Below are 22,672 nucleotides of genomic sequence, written 5' to 3'. Positions count from 1 at the left end.
GGCGTCATTGTCCGGTGCCTGGCCACAAAAAGCAAACTGTCTCTTCAGGGGGAAATATGACGGCAATCTGTAAACGAGCGTGGGTCCACGGCAGCGTACAGGGCGTGGGATTTCGCTATACAACCCAGCACGAAGCCCGCGCGCGCGGGCTGAATGGCTATGCCCGCAATCTTGACGATGGCAGTGTGGAGGTACTGGCCTGTGGGGAGGAAAAAGAGGTCGAGGCGCTGATTGCCTGGCTGAAGGCGGGCGGGCCGCGTTCGGCCAGGGTCGACAAAGTGCTGACGGAACCCTGTGCGCTTCAGGAGCAGCCTGCGGGTTTCACCACCGGATAAAGACCGCCGCTACAGGCATTTAGCCGGTTTAGGCAGGCCGGCAATTTTAGTTGCCTGTTTTGCCGGGCCCTTAGGGAAAAGACGGAACAGGTAGCGGCTGTTGCCTTTCTCTTCGCCATATTTTTTCGCCATGGCTTTAACAAGCATGCGCACGGCTGGAGAAGTATTAAATTCCAGATAGAACTCCCGTACAAAGCGCACGACTTCCCAGTGGGCTTCGCTCAGCTCGATGCCTTCTTCCTCTGCCAGCAACGGAGCCAGCGCCTCGCTCCAGTCCGAAATTTTAGTCAGATACCCCTGCGCGTCGCGCGAAATTTCTTTACCGTCAAAAAACACCGTTTTGCCTCTGTATTGATAACCGGGATGCAGTTTACCAAAAATTTTCCGGCGCGGATGAGCAAAAAAAAGCCCCGCGCTGCGGGGCTTGTTGTCTTTGTTCAGCGCATCAGTTGCTGCGGGACATACCAAGGATACTCAGCAGGCTGACAAAAATGTTGTAGATGGAAACATACAGGCTGACGGTGGCGCGAATATAGTTGGTTTCGCCGCCGTGGATAATATTGCTGGTTTCCCACAGGATAGCGCCTGAAGAAAACAGTACGAACATCACGCTAATCGCCAGATGCAGGGCAGGGATCTGCAAAAACAGATTAGCCAGAACGGCCACCAGCAGCACCACAAAACCGGCCATCATCATGCCGCCCAGGAACGACATATCCTTGCGTGTGGTCAGCACGTAGGCTGAACAGCAGAAGAACACCAGCGCGGTGCCGCCGAGCGCCAGGCCGATAACATCGTCCATGCCCGCCGACAGCAGGGTATTCAGCATCGGCCCCAGGCAGTAGCCGAGAAAGCCGGTAAAAGCGAAGGCAGCCAGAATGCCGGTTGGGCTGTCCGCCAGGCGGTAGGTCAGAAACATCAGGCCATAAAAGCCAGCCAGCATAATGATTAAGCCCGGGGCGGGCAGGGCGAAGACGGTGCTGAGCGTGGCGGTGACCGCTGAAAAAGCCAGCGTCAGCCCCAGCAGAAAATAGGTGTTACGCAAAACTTTATGCGTGGCAAGCAGCGAGCTTTGCCTGGTATGAGTAACGATGCGATCCATAGAAATGCCTCTTAAGGTCATTAGATTGCAGTGAGAATAAGGACCGCGCCTGAAGGGGGGAAGACGTTTTACCCTTCTTTACTCGTTAAGGCGGCGTTTCTGTGAGCAGGCTGGCGCTAATAACAACAAAAAAACCAAAACTGGCTGTTTTTGCGGCAGTTGAATCAGACCCTGCTTTACATCGGCGCGGAGGATGTTTATAGTTCGGGTCATTGCGGAGGGGTGGCCGAGTGGCTGAAGGCACCGGTCTTGAAAACCGGCGACGGGAAACCGTTCGAGAGTTCGAATCTCTCCTCCTCCGCCATCAAATTCAACGGGTCAGCGAAAGCTGGCCCGTTTTGCTTTGCCCGTGATATGGCATAGCTGCCTGATTTAGGATCCCTGCTTCCCCAACAGCCCAACAGCCCAACAGCCCAACAGCCCAACAGCCCAACAGCCCAACAGCCCAACTACTCAACCACTCAACCACTCAACCACTCAACCACTCAACCACTCTCAACTACCTTATCTTATTACGGCATCGCTGTTAGCTATTCCAGGTCCTTTGTTGGCGGCTTTTTGAACCACTGCGGCGCATTTCCTGAGCAACCAAAAAAAAGATGTATAAAAGCGCATAAATTCAACAAAATAGCTAAAAAAATGCTTGGCAGCCTTTGGGCTTTCCCCTATACTGCGCGCCATCAGATGCACTTCAGGTGCAGATGGTAAAAGTGCGGAGGGGTGGCCGAGTGGCTGAAGGCACCGGTCTTGAAAACCGGCGACGGGAAACCGTTCGAGAGTTCGAATCTCTCCTCCTCCGCCATCAAATTTAACGGGTCGGCAATTGCCGGCCCGTTTTGCTTTCTGCTTTCTGCTTTCTGCTTTTTATTTTCTACCTGCTGACTGGCCCTGTTCTGCCGGACGATTATCCTGCTTACGAAAAACATCCCGTTTCTTTTCAATCTCCTGATGCGCCGTAACGGCAAAGGCGATAGTCTGCTATATTCTCAACACGAATAATGCCCGGTCCCGGCCCCATTTTGCCGTGCGGCGGCGAGCTTTTCCGACGCCCGCCTTTTGCCGGACGTATCGCTTTGCTGGCCGGGTGATTTACCCTTGGATCAATGGAAAAAACACATGATTAAAAAGTATAGTCTTTGCGCGCTGGCGGTCTGCTCGGCTCTGACCAGCCTCTCCGCTTTCGCCGCCGACGATAACTATCAGCTTGAACAGGTGTTAATGATGAGCCGCCATAATCTTCGGGCGCCGCTGGCCGACAACGGCAGCGTGCTGGCGCAGTCGACGAAGAAGAAGTGGCCGCAGTGGGACGTACCGGGCGGCCAGCTCACGACGAAAGGCGGCGTGCTGGAAGTTTATATGGCACGCTATACCCGCGAGTGGCTGGCGCAGCAAGGGTTGATCAAACAGGACCAGTGTCCGGGCAGCGATGAAATTTACGCTTATGCCAATAGCCTGCAGCGTACCGTTGCTACGGCGCAGTACTTTATTACCGGCGCTTTCCCCGGCTGCGACGTCGCGGTTTCCCATCAGGATGAAATGGGAACCATGGATCCCGTCTTTAATCCGATTATTACCGACGGCAGCGAAGCCTTTAACCAGCAGGCGCTGACCGCGATGAACAGCGCCGCCGAAAAGCTGACGCTGAAGCCAGCGTTCCAGCGGCTGGAAAAAATCATTGATTATAAAAACTCGCCGGCCTGCGATGGCAAAAAACAGTGCGACCTGAGCAGCACCAACCAGAACAAATTCTTTGCGGAAAACGGTAAAGAGCCAACGGTTAGCGGCCCGTTGAAGGTGGGCAACTCGCTGGTTGACGCCTTTACCCTGCAATATTATGAAGGTCTGCCGACCGACCAGGTCGCCTGGGGACAGATTAAAACCCCTGAGCAGTGGAAAGAGCTGTCGGCGATCAAAAATGGCTATCAGGATACGCTGTTTACCTCGCCGCAAGTGGCGCGCGACGTAGCGGCGCCGCTGGTCGACTATATCCGCAGCCTGTTGGTGGATGAAGATAAAGCCAGTGCGCCAAAGGTGACCCTGATGGTGGGGCACGATTCCAATATCGCTTCGCTGCTGAGCGCGCTGGATTTTAAAGCCTACACGCTGCCCGGCCAGTTTGAACGTACGCCAATCGGCGGTATGATCCAGTTCCAGCGCTGGCACGACAAGAAAAACAATCAGGAGCTGGTGAAGGTGGAATACGTTTACCAGAGCAGCGATCAGCTGCGCGACGCGACGCCACTTTCTCTGGATACGCCGCCAAAACGCGTGACGCTTGAGATGAACGGCTGTAAGACCGATGCCAACGGCTTTTGCCCGTGGGATCAGTTTACTCAGGTATTGAATAAAGCCATTGCCGGTACGCCGATGGCGGCAGCCCAGGCAACCGCCGCCAGCGATAAGGCCGCAGCCGATAAAGCAGCAGCGGATAAAGCGGCGGCCGAAAAAGCGGCGCAGGCCAAAGTCTCTGCGGATAAAGCGGCAGCGGACAAAGCCGAGGCGGATAAAGCCGCGGCCGAAAAAGTAGCGAATGAAAAAGCCGCGCAGGAGAAAGCCGCCAGCGACAAAGCGGCCGCCGATAAGGCCGCTGCTGATAAAGCGGCAGCGGACAAAGCCGCGAAAGCGAAAGCCTCGGCGGAGAAAGCCGCAGCGGATAAGGCCGCCGCCGATAAAGCGGCTGCTGATAAAGCGGCAGCAAAGCAGGCGTCTGACAAAGCCGCAGCGGACAACGCCGCGGCAAAACAGGCCGCTGAGGAGAAAGCTGCGGCCAATAAAGCCGCTGCTGATAAAGCTGATGCCGAAAAGGCGTCAGCTAATGCCGCGCCGGTGGATAACAACGCGGCCGATACCGCCAGCAAGCCTGCGGACGACAAAGCGGCTCCGGCAGCGCAGACGGAAAACAAATCTTCCTGACGGCGGGCGAAAAAAAGACCGGCTGATTGCCGGTCTTATCATGCTCTGTCAGAACCTGATTTCAGGCCGACGCTGTCGGCCTTTTTTACGTCTGGCGATCAGCCTTTGCTGACCACAACCAGTTTCTGGTTTACAAACTCTTTGATGCCCAGATCGGAAAGCTCGCGGCCGTAGCCTGAACGTTTCACGCCGCCAAACGGCAGTTCTGGTGCGGTATCGCTGGCGGAGTTGATATAAACCATACCGGTTTCAATGCGCGAGGCCAAAGTTTTGCCGCGCTCGATATTGCTGGTAAAGACCGAGCCGCCAAGGCCGTAATGCGAATCGTTGGCCAGTTTCACCACTTCCTCGTCATCTTTTACCACATAGATTTGCGCAACCGGGCCGAAAAACTCTTCAAAGTAAGCCGGGTTGTCGCGGGTAATGCCGGAAAGGATTGTCGGCTCATAGAAACAGCCTTCGCCTTCTACCGCCTTGCCGCCCAGATGCAGCTTCGCGCCTTTGGCTACCGCGTTCTCTACCTGCTTAACCAGCGTATCGCGCGCGCTGGCGGAAGAGAGTGGGCCAAGCGTGGTGCTTTTATCCAGCGGATCGCCGATCTTCACTTCGCGGAAGGCCTGAGTGAATTTTTCGATAAAGGCATCGGCCACTTTTTCCTGCACGATAAAGCGTTTAGCGGCGGTGCAAACCTGGCCGCAGTTGCTCAGACGCGCGCCAACGCCAGCCTTCACGGCTTTATCCAAATCGCAGTCGTCCAGCACTACGAAGACGTCGTTGCCGCCCAGCTCCAGCGTGGTTTTTTTCAGGTATTTACCGGCCTGCTGCGCTACGGCGCTGCCTGCGCGCTCGGAACCGGTCAGGGCCGCACCCTGAACGCGATCGTCAGCAATCAGCGAGGCGATCTGATCGTTGCTGACGAAAAGGTTAGTCCAGGCGCCTTTTGGCGCGCCGGCTTCCGTTACCAGCTCTTCAAACAGCGTGGCGCAATGCGGCACGTTGGCGGCATGTTTCGCCAGCACCGGGTTACCGGCAGCAAGGTTAGGCGCCAGCACGCGCATCAGCTGATAGTAAGGGAAGTTCCACGGCTCTACGGCCACCAGCACGCCGATTGGGTGATTTTCCACCCAGGCTTCGCCCAGATCGGTGGGATAAGAGGTTGGGGCAAGGAAACGCTCGGCGTTTTCCGCATAGTAGCGAGCAATCTTCGCGCAAAGCTGCACTTCGCCACGGCTCTGCTCAATCAGTTTACCCATTTCAATACTGGCGGTTTTTGCCAGTTCGTCCACGCGGCTGTCGATCAGGTCGGCCAGCTTTGCCAGCACCTGAAGGCGCGGCTGGATTGGGCCTTTGGACCAGGAAGAATGATAAAGGTCGTCGGCGGTTTTCAGCGCGGCTTCCACCTGCCGATCGTCATGCTCCGGCCAGGATTTAATCAGTTCGTTATTGGCAGGATTGATGGTTTTATAGGACATGGTGGCTCCTTCTCAAGGCCGTCAGGCTAAATGGTGAGAATAAGCGTAGTAGAGGATTTATTGATTTAACAAGGCGGAAGGGTGTCAGTTTGTGCTGTGCAACGCGACGAAACAGCAGAATGCACTGCTGTTTCGTCGCAGTGGAGGTTAGACGTTTTTACGCTCGACCGGGACGTTATCCCAGGTCAGCACGTCCTGATCGGTTTTTTCAAACGCGCGGATCAGAACTTCATCATTACCCTGTTGCTCCCAAATCCCCTCGGCGAGCTTCTCATCGTAGTTCGCCACTTCAAAAATGGCTTCGGCAATTTCAGGCGAGGTGGAACGAATACTTGCCCATTCTCCCACTCGATGTTCTTTAGATTGTTGCGTAGCCATACTGTTCTCCTGTGAGTTGAGGTTATCCGTTCAGTTTTACCGCCAGTCCGGCGACATATTCACCCTGATAGCGGGCAATATTCAGTTCATCTTCGCTGGGCTGACGCGAGCCGTCACCGCCAGCGAACGTCGTGGCGCCGTAGGGCGTGCCGCCACGAACCTGTGAAATATCAAACAGCTCTTTCGCACCGTACCCAATAGGTACGATAACCATGCCGTGATGAGCAAGTGTAGTCCAGGTTGAGGTAATCGTCTGTTCCTGGCCGCCGCCGGTGCCGGTAGAAGCGAAAACGCTGGCGATTTTGCCGAACAGGGCGCCGGATGCCCAGAGGCCGCCGGTGCGGTCAAGGAAGGTGCGCATTTGTCCGGACATATTGCCAAAGCGCGTCGGCGTGCCGAACAGAATAGCGTCGTACTGCGGCAGTTCATCCGGCGTGGCTTCGGCCGCATCCTGATCGGTTTTGCCGCCGACCTGAGCAAAACGCTCAGCGTTCATGGTTTCAGGCACGCGTTTCAGGGTCACTTCCGCGCCGCTGACGCGTCGTGCGCCTTCTGCTACCGCCTTCGCCATGGTTTCCACATGTCCGTACATCGAATAGTAAAGCACTAAAATTTTAGCCATCGTTCACTCCCTGAGTAGGTGGTTTTAAACAGCGTTCGATAGAAAAGTATAGATGAGGCTGCTCCAGCTTGCAGAAACGCAAAAAGCGAGGGATAAAAACGGATACATTCCAGAAAATGTTTAAAATAAATATTAGATTTAATAATATGATTTTCAGCAATTTTTAGCCGTAAAAGCGCCTGGTAAACCTGCTTTTTGATAAAATAATCCGCGCTTCGCGTCGATAATCTATGCTTAATAACGGGACGGTGCACAGAAAGAGCGGCCACCGTCGCCAGGGTGAAGCCACAGGCTCACCGTATGAATGCAGTATGATAGCTTAACTATTCGGAGGTAAGAAATGGCAGAACATCGTGGTGGATCTGGAAATTTCGCTGAAGACCGTAAAAGAGCATCAGAAGCAGGCCGTAAAGGCGGCAAGGCCAGCGGCGGTAATTTTAAAAATGACCCGCAGCGCGCTTCACAGGCCGGGGAAAAAGGAGGACGCAACAGCCGGGGCAGTCGTGACAAGACATCCGGTTAGTCCATCCTTACGCCGCCGGGGCCACCCGGCGGCGTGATCGTCGTTTAACTTTTTCTGATTGATTCCCACAACAACCCTTGCCACACTGCGCCAAAAATTTATACGAGCGCGCTATGTCTTTCCTTTCCCGCTACAAATTTTCCCTCAGCTCGCAGGAGCTGGTGCTGATGCTGATTACCATGGTCTGGGGCGGCACCTTTTTGGCCGTGCACCATGCCATGACCGTCAGCGGCCCTTTCTTTTTCGTTGGCCTGCGTTTTGCCACGGCGGCGCTGCTGTTGGCCCTGGTTGCGCGGAAGTCGCTGCGCGGCCTGACGCTGGCGGAATGCAGGGCCGGAGCGGCTATCGGCGTCGCTATCAGCGGCGGCTACGGCCTGCAAACCTGGGGAATGCAAACCATCGAGAGCAGCCAGTCAGCCTTTATCACCGCCCTGTATGTGCCGCTGGTGCCGCTGCTGCAGTGGCTTTTTCTGCGGCGCATGCCGGGCGTGATGGCCTGGGTCGGTATCGTGCTGGCGTTTAGCGGCCTGATGCTGCTTGCCGGGCCGAAAAGCGGCTCGCTTTCGTTCAGCGCCGGGGAAACGGCGACGCTGCTCAGCACGCTGGCTATCGCAGGCGAAATTATTTTAATCAGCGCCAGCGCGGGCAAAGTGGACGTCAAAAGAGTCACCGTTGTGCAGCTGGCAGCGGCCTCGCTTTTTTCCTTTATGCTGATGGTGCCCAACGGCGAAGCCGTACCGGCTTCTTCCCCTTATTTATGGTATAGCGCGCTGGGGCTGGGCGCGGCCAGCGCATTGATTCAGGTCACCATGAACTGGGCGCAGCGCAGCGTGTCGCCTACTCGCGCGACGGTTATCTACGCGGGTGAACCGGTTTGGGCGGGCATTGTTGGAAGGGTGGCGGGCGAGCGGTTGCCTGGCGTTGCGCTACTCGGCGGCGCGCTGATTGTCGCTGGCGTGCTGATTAGCGAGCTCAAGCTGAAAAAGCGGGCGAAGCGGCCTTCGCCCGCTGAGAGACAAAGCTAGCTTTGCTGCCTTGCCACATCGTTCAGCGCGGCGGCGCGGCGTCGGCTGAGAATAGCGTTAAGGATGATGGCGCCGAAGGTCGCCGTGCCGATCCCGCCCATGGTAAAGCTGCCAATTTTCAGCGCAAAATCGCCTGCGCCCAGCACCAGCGTAACGGCAACCATAATCAGATTGCCGTTCTGGCCCAAATCGACGTTATTCTGCACCCAGATACGCGCGCCGGCCACGGCAATCAGGCCGAATACTACGATAGACGCGCCGCCGATCACGGGTGCGGGAATGGTATGGATCAGCGCGCCGAACTTGGGCGAAAAGCCCAGCAGAATGGCGATAACCGCCGCCGCCACAAACACCAGCGTCGAATAGACTTTCGTCACCGCCATCACGCCGATATTTTCTGCATAGGTGGTCACGCCGCTGCCGCCCAGGCCGCCTGACAACATGGTCGCCAGCCCGTCGCCGACAAAGGCTCTGCCCATCCACGGATCGAGGTTTTTACCTGTCATGCCCGCAACCGCTTTAAGATGCCCCAGGTTTTCCGCTACCAGAATGATCGCCACCGGCGCGATGGTAAACATTGCCTGGCTGTTAAAAATCGGCGCGGTCGTGGTCGGCAGACCAAACCAGGGCGCGCTGGCGATAAGGCCGAAGTCCACCGGTTTACCCAGGCCGAAACCGTTGGTCAGCAGCGCATAAATCGCCCAGGCCGCTATCAGCCCAACCAGCAGCAGCAGCCGCTGCACCATGCCGCGCGTAAAGACGGCCGTCAGACCAATGCAGATCACGGTCATCACGGCTATCCAGCTGTCGAACATGGAAGAGGAGACGCTGCGAACCGCAATCGGCGCCAGGTTCAGGCCGATCGCCATCACCACAGCGCCCGTCACCACCGGCGGCATGAGTTTCTCAATCCAGCGCGTACCGACCTTCATCACTACCACACCGATAAGCGTATACAGCAGGCCACAGACGATAATGCCGCCCAGCGCGACGCCAAGATGCTGATTGACGCCCTGGCCGTTAAAGCCGGTGACCGCGATCACCACGCCGACAAAAGCGGCGCTGGAGCCAAGATAGCTGGGCACACGCCCGCCGGTAATCAGAAAGAACAGCAGGGTGCCGATGCCGGACATCATCACCGAAAGGTTGGGATCGAGCCCCATCAGCAGCGGCATCAGCACCGTGGCGCCAAACATCGCGACCGCGTGCTGTAGTCCCATAATAATTGTCTGGCCCGGCGGCAGCGTTTCATCAGGGGCCACAAGGCCCGTGGCGGACACCGACTGCCGCCATTGGGGGAACCAGGAATCAGCCATCGTCTTCTCCAGAGAAGTGAATCAGTAGCCGCCGGAGCGGGGATCAGGCATCCCGCCGCGCCAGGTGGTGGTAGCCGCGATCGAACCAGATCAGGCCGTGAGTCTGGTCGTTGCAGACCAGCGCGTGGATTTCACAGATCAACACGTCGTGCGTACCGACGCTGGCGATTTGCGTAACGTGACAGTCAAACGAGGCTACCGCGCCCGCAAGCACCGGCGAACCTGTGGTCAGGGTTGACCACTCTGCGGCCTGGAAGCGCGCCTCCATCGGCGTTTTGCCGCCAAACAGGCCGGAGAGTTCCTCATGTCCGGCGGCCAGCGTATTAACGCAAAGCTGGCGGTTAGCGTTGAAAACCTCATAAACGGAGGCGGAGCGATTCAGGCACACCAGCAGCGTTGGCGGCGAATCGGTCACGCTGCAAACGGCGGAAGCGGTAAAACCGGCGCGTCCCGCAGGGCCGTCGGTAGTAATGATGTTGACCGCCGCGCCCAGGCGCGCCATTGCGTTGCGAAACGACTGTTTTTCCACGCCCGACACGACTTCAGGCATTAACGTATCCACAGACATAATTTTCCCCTTATACAAGCGTGCAGGCATCGGCAAAAGCCAGTCTTGGCAGCCGCGCATAGACTTTGCTCGCGTCGCCATAGCCGATATTGACTAATAAATTACTTTTCCAGCCGCTGTCGGCGAAGAAGGTGGTATCGACCATCGCCCGGTCAAAGCCGGACATCGGGCCGGTATCCAGACCGAGCGCGCGGCAGGCGCTAATCAGATAAGCCGCCTGAAGCGAACTGTTGCGAAAGGCCGTCTCCTCCGCCAGCGCCGGGCTGCTGGTAAACCAGGCTTTGGCGTCGGCATGAGGAAATAGCGTGGGCAGCTGCTCGTAAAAAGCCGGATCCCAGGCGACGATAGCCGTCACCGGCGCGGTCAGGGTTTTTTCCAGATTGCCGCTGGAAAGGGCAGGCTTCAGCTTCGCTTTGCCTTCCGCGCTACGCACAAAACAGAAGCGGGCAGGGCTACAGTTGGCCGAGGTCGGCCCCATCTTGATCAAATCATAAAGTTCAGCAAGCTGCTGGTCGCTGACGGGACGATCCTGCCAGCCATTGTAGGTGCGCGCGGCGGTGAACAGCGTCGCCAGCGCGGTGGAATTCAGGGCTTCTGCCATAGCGGCTCCGGGGAAAAGTGGGCGGGCGCGGTTTCGTCCAGCCAGGTCAGTAAAAGGGCGTTAAAGGCGGCGCTTTCCGTCACGCTCATGGCATGACCGCCGCGAGGCATCGCCTCCAGCGTGGCGTTTGGCAGCGCCTCGTACAGTTTTTGCGAGCAGATCGACGGCACCAGCAGATCGTCCTGCGAACAGATCAGCAGCGCTGGCTGGGTAATCTGCCCGGCCTGTTGCGTAAAGTCGCAGCTCATCAGCGCGTGCAGGCGGCGAAGCAAATTTTCAGTACCCTGAAAATGCGCGTTATGCAGCGCGTCTTCCGCTTCGATACGCGCTTCGTTTTCCGCCAGCCAGTCGGCAGGATAGAGAAACAGCGGCTGCGCGCGAACGTAAGCTTCCACGCCGACGTTCAGCAGCAGATCCTGACGAACCTGAAAGCAGCGGCGGGTATGGGCGTCAAGCCGCAGCCAGCCGTTAACGATCGCCAGCCGCGCCACGCGTTCGGGGTAGTCGAGCGCCAGCTGCATCGCCACCATGCCGCCCAGCGCGTGGCCGATAATGTCGAAGCGGACGATGTCGCGCGCCGCCAGCGCCGAGGCCAGCTCTTCGGCCATATCGCGCATGCTGTAGCCAGCGGGCAGCGTATCCGGGCTGCGTCCGGTGCCGCGCTGATCGTAAGTGACCACGCGGTACGCCTTGCGCAGTTCGGCGAGCTGTGGCTGCCAGAAGCTGCCCAGCCCGCCCAGACCGGCAGAGAGCACCAGCGTGGGCGCAGAAGGCTGCGCCAGGCCGGAAATGTCAAGATGCATGGCGCCTCCGTTAGCTGCCGATATGCGCGATTGACGCGATTTCCACCAGCGCGTCCGGCTTTACCAGCCCGCACTGAATACAGAAGCGTGCGGGTTTTTCGCCGGGGAAATAGTCGGCGTAAACCCGGTTGATCTCGCCATAGTTGCTCCAGTCGGTCAGGAAGATGGAGTTAAACGTGACGTCAGCCATGGTGCCGCCTGCGGTTTCGATAACGCTTTTGATCGTCTCCAGCACGTGCCGCGTTTGTGCCGCCGCATCGCCGACGTGCACCACGTTGTTGTCCCGATCGAAAGGCAAGGTGCCGGAGACATAGACCACGCCATCGGCCAGCGTGCCGGGCACAAAAGGCGCAATGGGCACGCCGGTGCCCGGCGGAGTAATAATCGTTTTTGGCATCGTTTTCTCCTGCCTCAGGCCGTTTGTGTTTGCGCAACGCTGGCGGTTTGCAGCGCGGTGCAGAAAGTTTCTACGTTGCTTACCCAGCCAAAAAAGGTTTCGATGTTAAAAATGGCGGCCTGCTGGGCGAAAAGCGGGCCGGCCTGATAGGTGGCGTCTTCCAGCACCACGCCGAAATATTCCAGGAAAAACCCGTCGCGCAGCGTCGATTCCACGCAGACGTTGGTGGCAATGCCGGTAAAGATCAGATGGCGAATGCCGCGGCTGCGCAACATGCTGTCCAGCGGCGTATTAAAGAAGCCGCTGTAGCGCGGTTTCGGCAGCACGATATCGCCGGGCTGCGGCTGAAGCTGGTCAACCAGCTCATAGTCCCAGCCGCCTTTCGCCAGCAGCGTGCCCGCCAGCTCGGGCCGGTTGCGCATCGTTTTCAGCGCGTTGGATTTATGCCAGTTTGGCGAGCCGGGGCCACCCGCCTCGACGTACTGGTCGTCCCAGCCGTTCTGAAACCAGATAATCTGGCTCCCGGCATCCCGCGCCGCCTTCACGGCGACGGCGATTTTTTCAATAACCGGCGCGGTGGCGGAAACGTCAAACCCGGCCAGATCCAGATAGCCGCCGGTGGTGGCATAGGCATTTTGCATATCCACCACGATCAGCGCGGTCTGCTCCGGCGGGAAAGCGATGGCTTCCGGGCGCGCGGGTAAGGTAACGCTGTTTTTAGTGGCGGCGGTGGTACAGATCACAGTTTCTTGCAGGCTCATCAGGCTACCTCTTTAGCGGACAGGGCAATATGGCTGCGGCAGGACATCAGCGGCTGAATACGCTCGCCGAAATTCTCAATTCCCTGCAGGAAATCATCGAAGGTCAGCAGCACGCCCTGGGTGCCGGGTACGGTAGCCACTTCATCCAACATGCGGGCCACGTTGGCGTAAGAACCAACCAGCGTGCCCATATTGATATTGACGGCCGAGGTAGGATCGGCCATCTGCCGCACGTTGGTATCGCTGCCGGAGCGCTTGTCCTGCTGGCTTTGCGTGGTAAGCCAGGCCAGCGCCTCTTCATCTGCGCCGTCTTTGTAGCGCTCCCATTTCTCGCGGGCAGCCTCGTCGGTTTCATCGGCGATGACCATAAACAGCACGTAGGAGCCGACGTCGCGACCGGCAAGGTCCGCAGCGCTTTTCATACGGGCGGCGGTTGGGGCAAAGGCAGTCGGCGTGTTGACGCCTTTACCGAAGCAGAAGTTGTAATCGGCATGCTGCGCGGAGAAAGCCATGCCGGCGTCGCTCTGGCCTGCGCAAATCACCTTCATCGGGCTTTGCGGCTGCGGGCTGACGCGGCAGTCGTTCATGGTAAAGAATTCGCCTTTCAGGTCGGATTTGCCGGTGCCCCATAAATCGCGCAGCACGGTGACGTATTCGGTCAGGTAGTCGTAGCGGCGCGCGAAGTAGTCGTCGCCGGGCCAGATGCCCATCTGCTCATATTCAGGCTTCTGCCAGCCGGTCACCAGGTTGACGCCGAAGCGGCCGCCGGAAATCGAATCCACGGTCGCAGCCATTCTTGCTACTATGGCTGGCGGCAGCGTCAGCGTGGCGGCCGTCGCATAAATTTCAATGCGGGAGGTCACGGCGGCCAGGCCCGCCATCAGGGTAAAGGACTCCAGGTTATGGTCCCAGAACTCGGTTTTGCCGCCAAAGCCGCGCAGTTTGATCATCGACAGCGCGAAATCAAACTGATAATGCTCCGCCTTGAGAACGATAGCCTTGTTCAGTTCAAAAGTCGGCTTGTACTGCGGAGCCGTGGTAGAGATCAACCAGCCGTTGTTGCCGATAGGGATAAAAACACCAACTTTCATGGGAATACCTCATAGTTAACGGTGACGGTCCGCGCTGCGTTGCTTCCCTGCTCCCTGTTGAGCGGCGCAAAAGAAAGATTGCAAAGGCTGTGCCACTTTATAAAAAAGGCTATGATTCAATCAGTTGAGATATTTGTGTTAAAATGTTGTGGAGCATATGGTCCGAAACAGACCATTTGGTAAAAATTCATGCACAAAAAGCAGGCGGACGTGAGCGAAAAAAGTGCACGGTGGCAAGACGCCCGCCGGTTAAAGGATGGAGTTACGGTGAATTCTGCAAAATCCCCCGCGCCGACCCGGCGTTCTAAAGCCGTTGCCGCCAAGCGAACGGCTATCCTGGCGGCGGCGCTTGAGCTGTTTTCTCTTTATGGTCTGCACGGCACCAGCCTGGACAAGGTGGCGGAAGGGGCAGACGTTTCAAAAACCAATCTGCTTTACTACTTTCCTTCAAAAGAAGCGCTCTATATTGCTGTGCTTAAGGAGATCCTGGACGTCTGGCTGGCGCCGCTGCGCGCGCTGCGCAGCGATCAGGAGCCGCTGGTGGCTATACGTGACTATATCCGGCTGAAGCTGGAAGTCTCGCGCGACCATCCGCAGGCCTCGCGGCTGTTCTGTCTGGAGATGCTACAGGGCGCGCCGCTGCTGAAAGCGGAGCTGGAAGGTGACCTGAAAGCGCTGGTGGATGAGAAATCACGAATCGTGAAAGGCTGGATAGAAGCGGGCAGGCTGGCGGCGGTAGAGCCGCATCATCTGATTTTTATGCTGTGGGCAACCACGCAGCACTATGCGGATTTCGCCAGCCAGGTCGAGGCCGTCACGGGACGTACGCTCAACGACGAGGCTTTTTTCCTGGAAACGGTAGAAAACGTGCAGCGAATGGTGATTGAAGGTATCCGCGTCCGCTAAAAAAACGGGCCGTAAAGGCCCGTTCTTGGTATTAACGCTGTTTGCGCTGACGTAGCCACCAGCCGATGCCGAGCATCACAAACCACAGCGGCGTCACCATCAGCGCCTGGCGGGTATCTTCCTGTAGCGAGAGCAGCACCAGCACAAAGGCGAAGAAGGCCAGACATATCCAGCACATCACCTTGCCCAGCGGCATCTTATAGACGGATTCGGCATGCAGCTGCGGGCGCTGCTTGCGGTAGGCCAGATAAGAGCAAAGGATAATTGACCAGACGAACATAAACAGGATCGCGGAGACGGTGGTCACCAGCGTAAAGACCTTCATCACGTTCGGGATCAGGTAAATCAGCGCTACGCCGCCCAGCAGGCAGAAGCAGGAGAAGAAAAGGCCGGTAGTTGGCACCGCGCGCCGTGACAGCTTGCCGAAGCGTGGATGGGCGACGCCCTGCTGCGCCAGGCCGTAGAGCATACGGCTGGTGGAGAAAATACCGCTGTTGGCCGAAGAGGCGGCGGAGGTCAGCACCACAAAGTTAACGATGCTGGCGGCCGCCGGCAGGCCAATCAGCATAAACATTTCCACAAAAGGACTGCGGTCGGCCACGACCTGCGTCCACGGCGTAACGGCCATGATCACCAGCAGCGCAAAAACATAAAACATAATGATGCGCAGCGGGATAGCGTTAATAGCGCGCGGCAGGACTTTCTTCGGATCGTGCGTTTCCGCAGCCGCCGTGCCTACCAGCTCAATACCGACAAAGGCGAACACCGCAATCTGGAAGCCGGCAAAAAAGCCGCTCATTCCTTTTGGAAACAGGCCGCCATGATCCCAGATATTGCTCAGCGCCGCCGTGCCGCCGCCCGGTGAAGGGTAGTGCATAGCGACCAGCACAATGCCGGTAACGATCAGCGCGACAATGGCCACTATCTTGATGATGGCGAACCAGAACTCCAGCTCGCCGAACAGTTTCACCGTGGCGATATTCAGCGTCAGGAAAACGGCGATGCAGAGCAGGGCGCTCATGCCGACCGAGAAGCTGGGGAACCATAACTGGAAATAAGAGCTGATGGCGACCACGTCCGCAATACCGGTGACCACCCAGCAGAACCAGTAGGTCCAGCCGGTAAAGTAACCCGCCCAGGGGCCCAGCAGATCGGCGGCAAAATCGCCGAAAGATTTATATTCAAGGTTGGAGAGCAGCAGCTCGCCCATCGCCCTCATCACGAAGAACAGCATAAAGCCGATGATCATATAGACGAAAACAATCGACGGGCCGGCAAGACTGATAGTTTTCCCGGACCCCATAAACAGGCCGGTGCCGATAGCGCCGCCGATTGCAATAAGCTGGATATGCCGGTTATGTAAGTTGCGCCGCAGCTCGCCGGGCGCCTCCTCCTGAAGAGGCTTTTTCAATTGGTCAACCATAACGAGAAGTTATCCTGTAGATGTTGTGTCAGCTCTGAGGGCTGTTATTTAGTTAATGCGCGTCGGCAACTCGTTGTATTACCGCGCTCTCCGGGAAAAAACGGCATAAGGCCGACATCGTTTTTCCGCTTAAGGGCGCAAATCTTAACGTAAAAGCGCGTGGCTGGCAGGTAAAGTTATTCACAGTTGGTTCGATCGCACAAAAACGCCGCTACACTCATTATTCGACAAAACGGGCCGGCGGAGCGGCATGAACGGGAGGAGATGATGAAAGCACTGATTGGCGCAGGCATCATTATTCTGCTGACGTTGCTGATAACGCCGTGGCTGCAAAAAAACCTGCCGTCGGCCTGGAACCCCTTTACGCCGCTGAACGTCACCGACGCGCCGGGCTGGATCACCCGCTATAAGCTAAAGCGGCTGCAAAACGATCCCGAAGCCTGTATGGCGGCACTACGGCGAGCGCAGGAAGGCGGCTATATCCGCTTCAGCCGCGTCCGGCCCGTTGGGGGAAATTGTCCGCTTGCCGATCCGGTGCGCGTACAGGGGTTCGGCGATGTGCGTCTCAGCGCCTCGTTTCTGGCCAGCTGCTCGCTGGCGCTCTCAACCACGATGTTTATCACGGCGGCAAAACCACTGGCGGCTGCGCAGCTCGGCTCACCGCTGGCACGTATCGATCATGTCGGCAGCTACGCCTGTAGAAATATTTATCACCGTGCCACAGGCAGGCTAAGCGAACATGCCACGGCGGAAGCGCTGGACGTGGCGGGTTTCCGCTTACAGGATGGCAGACAAATTACCGTGCAGAAGACGTGGGGACAGCAGCGCCCCGAGGCGCTCTGGCTACGGCAAGTTTTCCAGCAAAGCTGCGCCTGGTATGGTAATTCACTGGGCCCGGATTACAACCGCGCCCACGCCTCGCACTTTCATCTGGGCATGCGAGGATTTGGCGTCTGTCGGTAACCTGCCGGCGCCATATTTCCAGATCGGGTAAAAGCGCGTCGTCGCCAATTGAGGGCGGAGAAAAGGCGTACTACAGCCGTAATTAATAATTATCCTAAAGACAAATTTCTGTCTTTAATGCTTTAATTTGCTGTAAATCAGATGGTTATAATATTTGATACTGTCGTATCAAATTGATTTTCCGCAAGTGCCTCCTTTTAAGCAATAAATTTTTAGCAGGCTTTAAAATCGACCCTTAAAAGCGCATGATTGAATATTTCCAGGAAAAATCTTATTCTTGTTTCTTAAAAGAGGCATCGGGCGGGTACAAGGTAACCTTTTGGCTGATGGCTGATGGCTGATGGCTGATGGCTGATGGCTGATGGCTGATAGTGGATAGTGGATAGCTACGGCTACCGGCGTCACCAGGCGCAATCACGCTGCATTTTTCTGTTAATTTAAAAGGTTACTGCTATGCCTGCGATTTTCGGACAATCAGGAGCACCTTTTCTTGTTATTATCCCGCGACATAAGGATAAGTAGTGGGCGTTAATTCTCCCCCTATATTACCTGGTATTCAGAATTGACCCTAAATTTACAGCAGGATGCGGGCTGATGCCTCATCCATCCGAGGCAGCAATGGCTACTGGAAATTATTTCAGCTGGTGTAAGGAAACCGAGGCGGCTTTCCTTGAGGTCACAGATACGACTGAAATAATGCGACTGCTTGCCCAACACACGCTGGATCTGGGGCTAAATTTCTATGCGCTATATATACGCCATCCTGTTCCTTTTACTCGCCCTAAAATATTTGTTTTTTCCAACTATCCTGAAAGGTGGGTGCGGAAATGGCAGGAAGAAAATTTTTCGGAAGTTGATCCGATCATTCGCTATTGCCAGGTACCGGGCACTTTGCTGCTGTGGAACGATCCGGTGGTCAAGGAAGGACGAAAAGTGTTCGATGCCGCTAAAGAGTTTGGTATTCGTTCCGGGTTTTCCTGCTCCAGGATAGCCAGCAACCGCGTTGTGGGCATTTTGTCGATGGCCTCGGGTAAATCTTTTGAAAAGACAGCGTTATGCGCTGAAAAACAACTTAAACTCCAGTTTTTGTCGGACCGGATACTTGATGCTTTACAGCGCGTAAAGGATCGTTCGCTCAGCGTAATGACGATACCTTTAAGCCAGCGGGAACGAGAAATACTCAAATGGACAGCAGAAGGCAAAACCGCAGCGGAAATCTCACTGATCCTGTCCATTTCAACACATACTGTGAATTTTCATCAGAAAAATATGCAAAGAAAGTTCAACGCGCCAAATAAAACGCAGGTGGCCTCTTATGCCGCTGCGATTGGGCTACTTTAAACGAATCATAGCTACCAATTTTAGTAGTTTCGTATTGCCGGTCGGTTGTCTACCCTGCGCCTGGGGTTGCCAGGCCTGAGCCACATGGAAAGGCATTCAGCGGTGAATGCAACAGAGGATTAATGATGAAGATTATCCAGACCAAGCTAAGGGACATGCCCTCGTCTTTGCTGGCAGAATTAGGAAGTTATCGCTACAGCGTTTTCGCGCGGGGCGAAGGATGGTCGATTCCATCGCGGTTAAGTACGCCTGGCCAGGAGTACGATCGCTTTGACCGCTCGGACGTGGTCTGGTTAATCGCCTGGACCGCACAGCAAGGCATTTGCGGCTGCGCTCGCCTGATGGAGTGGAACGACAGGGAAAGCGGAGAGAAGCGCCAGCAGGCTATCTGGGAAATGTCGCGTTTTTCTGCCCGTCTGGATGTTGACCCCGAGCTACCGCTTAGCATTCTCTGGCACAGCGTGCAGCTGGCCGAACAGTCGGGCGTGGAATACCTTTATAGCGCGGCTACGCCAATGCTGGAAAGAATGTTCGAACAGCATCTGGTGGTCTATGAACCGTTAACGGCAGGCGTCATTCAGTCTGAAGATAATCTTTTCGCCGTCAGGATCCCGGTTAACCAGCCTAATCTGGCGGAAAAATTCCGTGGCGCGCGCCGTTTCAGCCCTGAAGAGGTGCTGCCGACGCTGGGTGTTTCCGTCAGCTGGAGCGGCAGAGGACGTCAGGCTTAAGCCTGACTGCGCGCCCACAGCGTAATCAACAGCCATGCGGCCAGACACCAGCACCCCACGGCGCCACCAAGCGCCAGGGGGAGCCGCATCATGCCGACAAAATACCAGAGCGTCAGCAGATAGATAAAATAGGGGATGATGGCCCACATACCAAAGATGATGGTGGTGCGGAGGGCCTCAATGCCGCGTTCGCTGGCTACGATATAGTGGGCAATCAGCGCGAAGGTAGGGAAGAGCGGCAGCAGGCCAGCCAGATAATAGCTGCGCGTTTTAGATAAAATACCAATCAAAACGACAACCAGCGCACCCAAAACAGCTTTAAAAATTAAGCCCATTGTTCCCTTAAGTCATTGGTGAGTTAAGCGAGCCCCACGCTGACCGGCAGACAATGGGCTACTTTGCTGCGGGCAATTACTGGCGGTAAGCCTGCTTAATTTGACTAATCGTGCTACTGAACACGTCCGCCTGCTGGCGATCCGTCAGCTGAGCAATATATTTTTCCATGTTAATAATTACCTTACCGGCATCGGCCTGGCCCATACCTTTCAACATAAATGTAACCAGCGCTTTCATGCAGGCCATCTCTTCGGCCAAAGTTTGCGTATCTTTACTGGTTGAAAAATCAGTGTCGCTCATGTTTTCTCCTGGTTTTTTTATTAACGGATCGGCTGCGCGATTTTTGGTGCTGATAATACAATTAAGTAACGAGTATATCATATTTACCCCATCTATACAGGCACCTGGCGCGCACGGCGTGCAATAACACCCGGCGGAACAGGCGTTTATTTATGTTCTAACGGCAATCAAAAAGAGGTAAAATCGACGGTCTGTTAATGATCCTTCCCCCCGTTAATACCCATTTGGAGAGGCCTTTTGATACGCGTTCTTCTTGTTGACGACCATGAACTGGTGCGGGCCGGCATTCGACGCATTCTGGAAGACATCAAAGGCTTTCAGGTTGTCGGTGAAGCCTGCTGCGGCGAAGACGCAGTGAAGTGGTGCCGCAGCAATGATGTCGACGTCGTGCTGATGGATATGAACATGCCCGGCATCGGCGGGCTTGAGGCAACGCGGAAAATCGTGCGCTACAGCCCGGATGTGAAAATCATTATGCTGACCATCCACACTGAAAATCCGCTGCCCGCCAGGGTAATGCAGGCGGGGGCGGCCGGCTATCTCAGCAAGGGCGCCGCGCCGCAGGAAGTGGTCAGCGCGATTCGCCAGGTTAACGCCGGACAACGCTACATTGCCTCGGATATCGCCCAGCAGATGGCCCTCAGCCAGATCGAGCCGCAAAAAACGGAGTCGCCTTTTGATTGTTTGTCGGAACGCGAATTACAGATTATGCTGATGATCACCAGGGGCCAGAAAGTGGCAGATATTTCCGAACAGCTTAGCCTGAGTCCGAAGACCGTTAACAGCTATCGCTACCGTATGTTCAGCAAGCTGAACATTAGCGGCGACGTCGAGTTAACGCATCTGGCTATCCGGCACGGGCTGTTCAATGCGGAGTCGTTAACCAGTAGTGAATGATGTTTTTGATGCCAAATCTTTCCTGAAAACGGTCACCAGCCAGCCAGGCGTCTATCGCATGTATGATGCTGGCGGCACGGTTATCTACGTCGGTAAAGCCAAAGATTTAAAAAAACGCCTGTCCAGCTACTTTCGTGGCAATCTGGGCAGCCGAAAAACCGAAGCGCTGGTCGCCAGCATTCATCAGATAGACGTGACGGTCACCCATACCGAAACCGAAGCGCTGCTGCTTGAGCATAACTACATCAAGCTGTATCAGCCGCGCTATAACGTCCTGCTGCGCGACGACAAATCCTATCCCTATATATTCCTCAGCGCGGATGAGCATCCTCGTCTGGCCAGCCATCGCGGCGCCAAGCATGCCAAAGGCGAATATTTCGGGCCTTTCCCTAACGGCTATGCGGTGCGGGAAACGCTGTCGCTGTTGCAGAAAATATTCCCGATCCGCCAGTGCGAAAACAGCGTATACCGCAACCGCTCCCGCCCGTGCCTGCAATATCAGATCGGGCGCTGCCTTGGGCCGTGCGTGGCGGGGTTAGTCAGCGAAGAAGAGTATGCGCAACAGACGGACTATGTACGGCTGTTCCTGTCCGGCAAAGACGATCAGGTGCTGAAGCAGCTGATTAGCCGTATGGAGGAAGCCAGCCAGGCGCTGAAGTTTGAGGAAGCAGGGCGGCTGCGCGACCAGATCCAGGCGGTACGGCGCGTAACCGAACGGCAGTTCGTTTCCAATAATGGCGACGATCTGGATGTTATCGGCGTCGCTTTCGATGCCGGGATGGCCTGCCTGCACGTGCTGTTTATCCGTCAGGGCAAAGTGCTGGGCAGCCGCAGCTACTTCCCTAAAGTGCCGGGCGGCACCGATATCGCCGAAGTGGTGCAGACGTTTGTCGGGCAGTTCTACCTACAGGGCAGCCAGGCGCGCACGCTGCCTGCTGATATTCTGCTGGACTTCGCGCTGCCGGAAAAAGATCTGTTAGCCGCGTCGCTGAGCGAAATGGCCGGCAGAAAAGTTTCCATTCAGAGCAATCCGCGCGGCGATCGCGCTCGCTACCTGAAGCTGGCAAGAACGAATGCCAGCACCGCGCTGGTTAGCCGTCTTTCGCAGCAGTCCACTATTCACCAACGCTTACAGGCGTTAAGTGAAGTGCTGGATCTGCCGGAAATCAAACGGATGGAATGCTTTGATATCAGCCATACGATGGGCGAGCAGACGGTGGCTTCCTGTGTGGTTTTCGACAGCAATGGCCCACTGCGTTCTGAATATCGGCGCTATAACATTACCGGCATTACGCCGGGCGATGACTATGCGGCCATGAATCAGGTGCTGCGCCGTCGCTATGGCAAAGAGCTGGAAGAGAGTAAAATTCCAGACCTGATCCTGATCGACGGCGGCAAAGGCCAGCTGGCGCAGGCGAAAGCCGTGTTTGCGGAACTGGATGTCGGCTGGGATAAAGATCGGCCGATCCTGCTGGGCGTGGCCAAAGGCAGCGATCGCAAAGCCGGGCTGGAAACGCTGTTCTTCGAGCCGGAAGGGGAGGGATTCTCTCTGCCGTCCGACTCGCCAGCGCTGCATGTCATCCAGCATATTCGTGACGACTCTCACAATCATGCAATTACCGGCCATCGCAATAAACGGGCGAAAGTTAAAAATACCAGCGCCCTGGAAAGCATCGAAGGCATAGGGCCTAAACGTCGTCAAATGCTGCTTAAATATATGGGCGGCCTGCAGCCGCTGATGAACGCTTCGGTCGAGGAGATTGCTCGGGTGCCCGGCATTTCGCAGGCGCTGGCGGAGAAAATCTTTTATTCGCTGAAACACTAAGCATTGCGTTGGCTAAGGCATTGTAGGAACATAGGGACAAATT

General features: G+C 56.2%; 25 protein-coding genes and 2 tRNA genes. 12 read left to right on the top strand and 15 right to left on the bottom strand.

Annotated features, from left to right (window positions below; translation table 11 throughout):
- The first annotated feature begins 56 nt into the window (after positions 1-56).
- Positions 57-335, top strand: coding sequence for an acylphosphatase (gene yccX / locus AB6T85_RS04300; protein WP_125288677.1), 279 nt, complete (start codon positions 57-59; stop codon positions 333-335).
- Between the two features lie 9 nt (positions 336-344).
- On the opposite strand, the gene tusE is transcribed toward yccX, so the two are convergent.
- Both tusE and yccA read right to left on the bottom strand, forming a co-directional pair.
- On the bottom strand, positions 345-671 hold the full coding sequence (gene tusE / locus AB6T85_RS04295; protein ID WP_369894881.1) for a sulfurtransferase TusE: 327 nt from the start codon (positions 669-671) through the stop codon (positions 345-347).
- A 109-nt stretch (positions 672-780) separates the two neighbouring features.
- Positions 781-1,437: an FtsH protease modulator YccA gene (yccA, locus tag AB6T85_RS04290; protein ID WP_369894880.1), complete on the bottom strand. Its 657-nt coding sequence runs from the start codon at positions 1,435-1,437 to the stop codon at positions 781-783.
- A gap of 216 nt (positions 1,438-1,653) precedes the next feature.
- On the opposite strand from yccA, the gene AB6T85_RS04285 reads away from it, so the two are divergent.
- The 3 genes from AB6T85_RS04285 (at position 1,654) to agp (ending at position 4,350) form a co-directional block, all read left to right on the top strand.
- Positions 1,654-1,741, top strand: a tRNA-Ser gene (locus AB6T85_RS04285).
- A gap of 410 nt (positions 1,742-2,151) precedes the next feature.
- Positions 2,152-2,239, top strand: a tRNA-Ser gene (locus AB6T85_RS04280).
- Positions 2,240-2,553: 314 nt separating this feature from the next.
- On the top strand, positions 2,554-4,350 hold the full coding sequence (agp, locus tag AB6T85_RS04275) for a bifunctional glucose-1-phosphatase/inositol phosphatase (protein ID WP_369894879.1): 1,797 nt from the start codon (positions 2,554-2,556) through the stop codon (positions 4,348-4,350).
- Positions 4,351-4,448: 98 nt separating this feature from the next.
- Here agp and AB6T85_RS04270 read toward each other — a convergent pair whose 3' ends face one another.
- The 3 genes from AB6T85_RS04270 to wrbA form a co-directional block, all read right to left on the bottom strand.
- Complete coding sequence (locus tag AB6T85_RS04270; RefSeq protein WP_125288673.1) at positions 4,449-5,822, bottom strand: NAD-dependent succinate-semialdehyde dehydrogenase; 1,374 nt, start codon at positions 5,820-5,822, stop codon at positions 4,449-4,451.
- Between the two features lie 147 nt (positions 5,823-5,969).
- The gene (locus AB6T85_RS04265) at positions 5,970-6,200 is read right to left on the bottom strand and encodes a YccJ family protein (RefSeq protein WP_253454661.1); all 231 of its coding nucleotides are present in this window, start codon (positions 6,198-6,200) and stop codon (positions 5,970-5,972) included.
- Positions 6,201-6,222: 22 nt separating this feature from the next.
- Positions 6,223-6,822: an NAD(P)H:quinone oxidoreductase gene (gene wrbA / locus AB6T85_RS04260; protein WP_253454660.1), complete on the bottom strand. Its 600-nt coding sequence runs from the start codon at positions 6,820-6,822 to the stop codon at positions 6,223-6,225.
- 340 nt (positions 6,823-7,162) lie between these two features.
- On the opposite strand from wrbA, the gene AB6T85_RS04255 reads away from it, so the two are divergent.
- Together AB6T85_RS04255 and AB6T85_RS04250 are read left to right on the top strand one after the other, a co-directional pair.
- A complete protein-coding gene (locus AB6T85_RS04255) occupies positions 7,163-7,345 on the top strand; it encodes a con-10 family general stress protein (RefSeq protein ID WP_125288670.1) in 183 nt (60 codons plus the stop codon).
- Positions 7,346-7,458: 113 nt separating this feature from the next.
- Positions 7,459-8,370 (top strand): DMT family transporter, encoded by a 912-nt coding sequence (locus AB6T85_RS04250; RefSeq protein ID WP_369894878.1) that lies wholly within the window; start codon positions 7,459-7,461, stop codon positions 8,368-8,370.
- Here AB6T85_RS04250 and rutG read toward each other — a convergent pair.
- From rutG to rutA, 7 genes are read right to left on the bottom strand one after another with little or no spacing between them, the layout of a single operon-like run.
- On the bottom strand, positions 8,367-9,686 hold the full coding sequence (gene rutG, locus AB6T85_RS04245) for a pyrimidine utilization transport protein G (protein WP_369894877.1): 1,320 nt from the start codon (positions 9,684-9,686) through the stop codon (positions 8,367-8,369). The two genes, AB6T85_RS04250 and rutG, sit on opposite strands and share 4 nt — an antisense overlap.
- A 43-nt stretch (positions 9,687-9,729) precedes the next feature.
- Positions 9,730-10,254 (bottom strand): NADH-dependent FMN reductase RutF, encoded by a 525-nt coding sequence (rutF, locus tag AB6T85_RS04240; RefSeq protein WP_369894875.1) that lies wholly within the window; start codon positions 10,252-10,254, stop codon positions 9,730-9,732.
- A gap of 10 nt (positions 10,255-10,264) precedes the next feature.
- Positions 10,265-10,855, bottom strand: coding sequence for a malonic semialdehyde reductase (locus tag AB6T85_RS04235; RefSeq protein WP_369894874.1), 591 nt, complete (start codon positions 10,853-10,855; stop codon positions 10,265-10,267).
- Positions 10,840-11,658, bottom strand: coding sequence for a pyrimidine utilization protein D (gene rutD, locus AB6T85_RS04230; protein WP_301729749.1), 819 nt, complete (start codon positions 11,656-11,658; stop codon positions 10,840-10,842). The genes AB6T85_RS04235 and rutD overlap by 16 nt, the downstream gene beginning before the upstream one ends.
- Before the next feature lie 10 nt (positions 11,659-11,668).
- Positions 11,669-12,055 (bottom strand): pyrimidine utilization protein C, encoded by a 387-nt coding sequence (rutC, locus tag AB6T85_RS04225; protein ID WP_253454654.1) that lies wholly within the window; start codon positions 12,053-12,055, stop codon positions 11,669-11,671.
- 14 nt (positions 12,056-12,069) lie between these two features.
- Positions 12,070-12,816 (bottom strand): pyrimidine utilization protein B, encoded by a 747-nt coding sequence (gene rutB, locus AB6T85_RS04220; RefSeq protein WP_253454653.1) that lies wholly within the window; start codon positions 12,814-12,816, stop codon positions 12,070-12,072.
- Positions 12,816-13,907: a pyrimidine utilization protein A gene (gene rutA / locus AB6T85_RS04215; protein WP_369894871.1), complete on the bottom strand. Its 1,092-nt coding sequence runs from the start codon at positions 13,905-13,907 to the stop codon at positions 12,816-12,818. The genes rutB and rutA overlap by 1 nt, the downstream gene beginning before the upstream one ends.
- 267 nt (positions 13,908-14,174) lie before the next feature.
- Between rutA and rutR the strand changes: the two genes are divergently transcribed.
- Positions 14,175-14,813: an HTH-type transcriptional regulator RutR gene (rutR, locus tag AB6T85_RS04210; RefSeq protein WP_301729748.1), complete on the top strand. Its 639-nt coding sequence runs from the start codon at positions 14,175-14,177 to the stop codon at positions 14,811-14,813.
- Positions 14,814-14,844: 31 nt separating this feature from the next.
- Here rutR and cycA read toward each other — a convergent pair whose 3' ends face one another.
- Complete coding sequence (cycA, locus tag AB6T85_RS04205; protein ID WP_253454650.1) at positions 14,845-16,236, bottom strand: D-serine/D-alanine/glycine transporter; 1,392 nt, start codon at positions 16,234-16,236, stop codon at positions 14,845-14,847.
- A gap of 267 nt (positions 16,237-16,503) precedes the next feature.
- Between cycA and AB6T85_RS04200 the strand changes: the two genes are divergently transcribed.
- The 3 genes from AB6T85_RS04200 (at position 16,504) to AB6T85_RS04190 (ending at position 19,271) form a co-directional block, all read left to right on the top strand.
- Positions 16,504-17,199 (top strand): extensin-like domain-containing protein, encoded by a 696-nt coding sequence (locus AB6T85_RS04200; RefSeq protein ID WP_253454649.1) that lies wholly within the window; start codon positions 16,504-16,506, stop codon positions 17,197-17,199.
- 618 nt (positions 17,200-17,817) lie between these two features.
- Complete coding sequence (locus tag AB6T85_RS04195) at positions 17,818-18,540, top strand: autoinducer binding domain-containing protein (protein WP_440135764.1); 723 nt, start codon at positions 17,818-17,820, stop codon at positions 18,538-18,540.
- Positions 18,541-18,665: 125 nt separating this feature from the next.
- Positions 18,666-19,271 (top strand): autoinducer synthase, encoded by a 606-nt coding sequence (locus tag AB6T85_RS04190; RefSeq protein WP_253461038.1) that lies wholly within the window; start codon positions 18,666-18,668, stop codon positions 19,269-19,271.
- Here the strand turns inward: AB6T85_RS04190 and AB6T85_RS04185 are convergent.
- Entirely contained in the window at positions 19,268-19,606 is a 339-nt protein-coding gene (locus tag AB6T85_RS04185; RefSeq protein ID WP_253454647.1) for a GlpM family protein, read from the bottom strand. The genes AB6T85_RS04190 and AB6T85_RS04185 overlap by 4 nt on opposite strands.
- A 76-nt stretch (positions 19,607-19,682) precedes the next feature.
- Positions 19,683-19,907 (bottom strand): DUF2594 family protein, encoded by a 225-nt coding sequence (locus tag AB6T85_RS04180; protein ID WP_125288658.1) that lies wholly within the window; start codon positions 19,905-19,907, stop codon positions 19,683-19,685.
- A 237-nt stretch (positions 19,908-20,144) separates the two neighbouring features.
- Between AB6T85_RS04180 and uvrY the strand changes: the two genes are divergently transcribed.
- Together uvrY and uvrC are read left to right on the top strand one after the other, a co-directional pair.
- The gene (uvrY, locus tag AB6T85_RS04175; RefSeq protein ID WP_253454646.1) at positions 20,145-20,804 is read left to right on the top strand and encodes a UvrY/SirA/GacA family response regulator transcription factor; all 660 of its coding nucleotides are present in this window, start codon (positions 20,145-20,147) and stop codon (positions 20,802-20,804) included.
- The gene (uvrC, locus tag AB6T85_RS04170; protein ID WP_253454645.1) at positions 20,797-22,629 is read left to right on the top strand and encodes an excinuclease ABC subunit UvrC; all 1,833 of its coding nucleotides are present in this window, start codon (positions 20,797-20,799) and stop codon (positions 22,627-22,629) included. The genes uvrY and uvrC overlap by 8 nt, the downstream gene beginning before the upstream one ends.
- Positions 22,630-22,672: the final 43 nt, after the last annotated feature.

Source organism: Erwinia aeris, assembly GCF_041224955.1.
Classification (GTDB): Bacteria; Pseudomonadota; Gammaproteobacteria; order Enterobacterales; family Enterobacteriaceae; genus Erwinia; species Erwinia aeris.
Note: the sequence above shows the minus strand (reverse complement) of the source record. Positions and strands in the feature narration are given on the sequence as shown.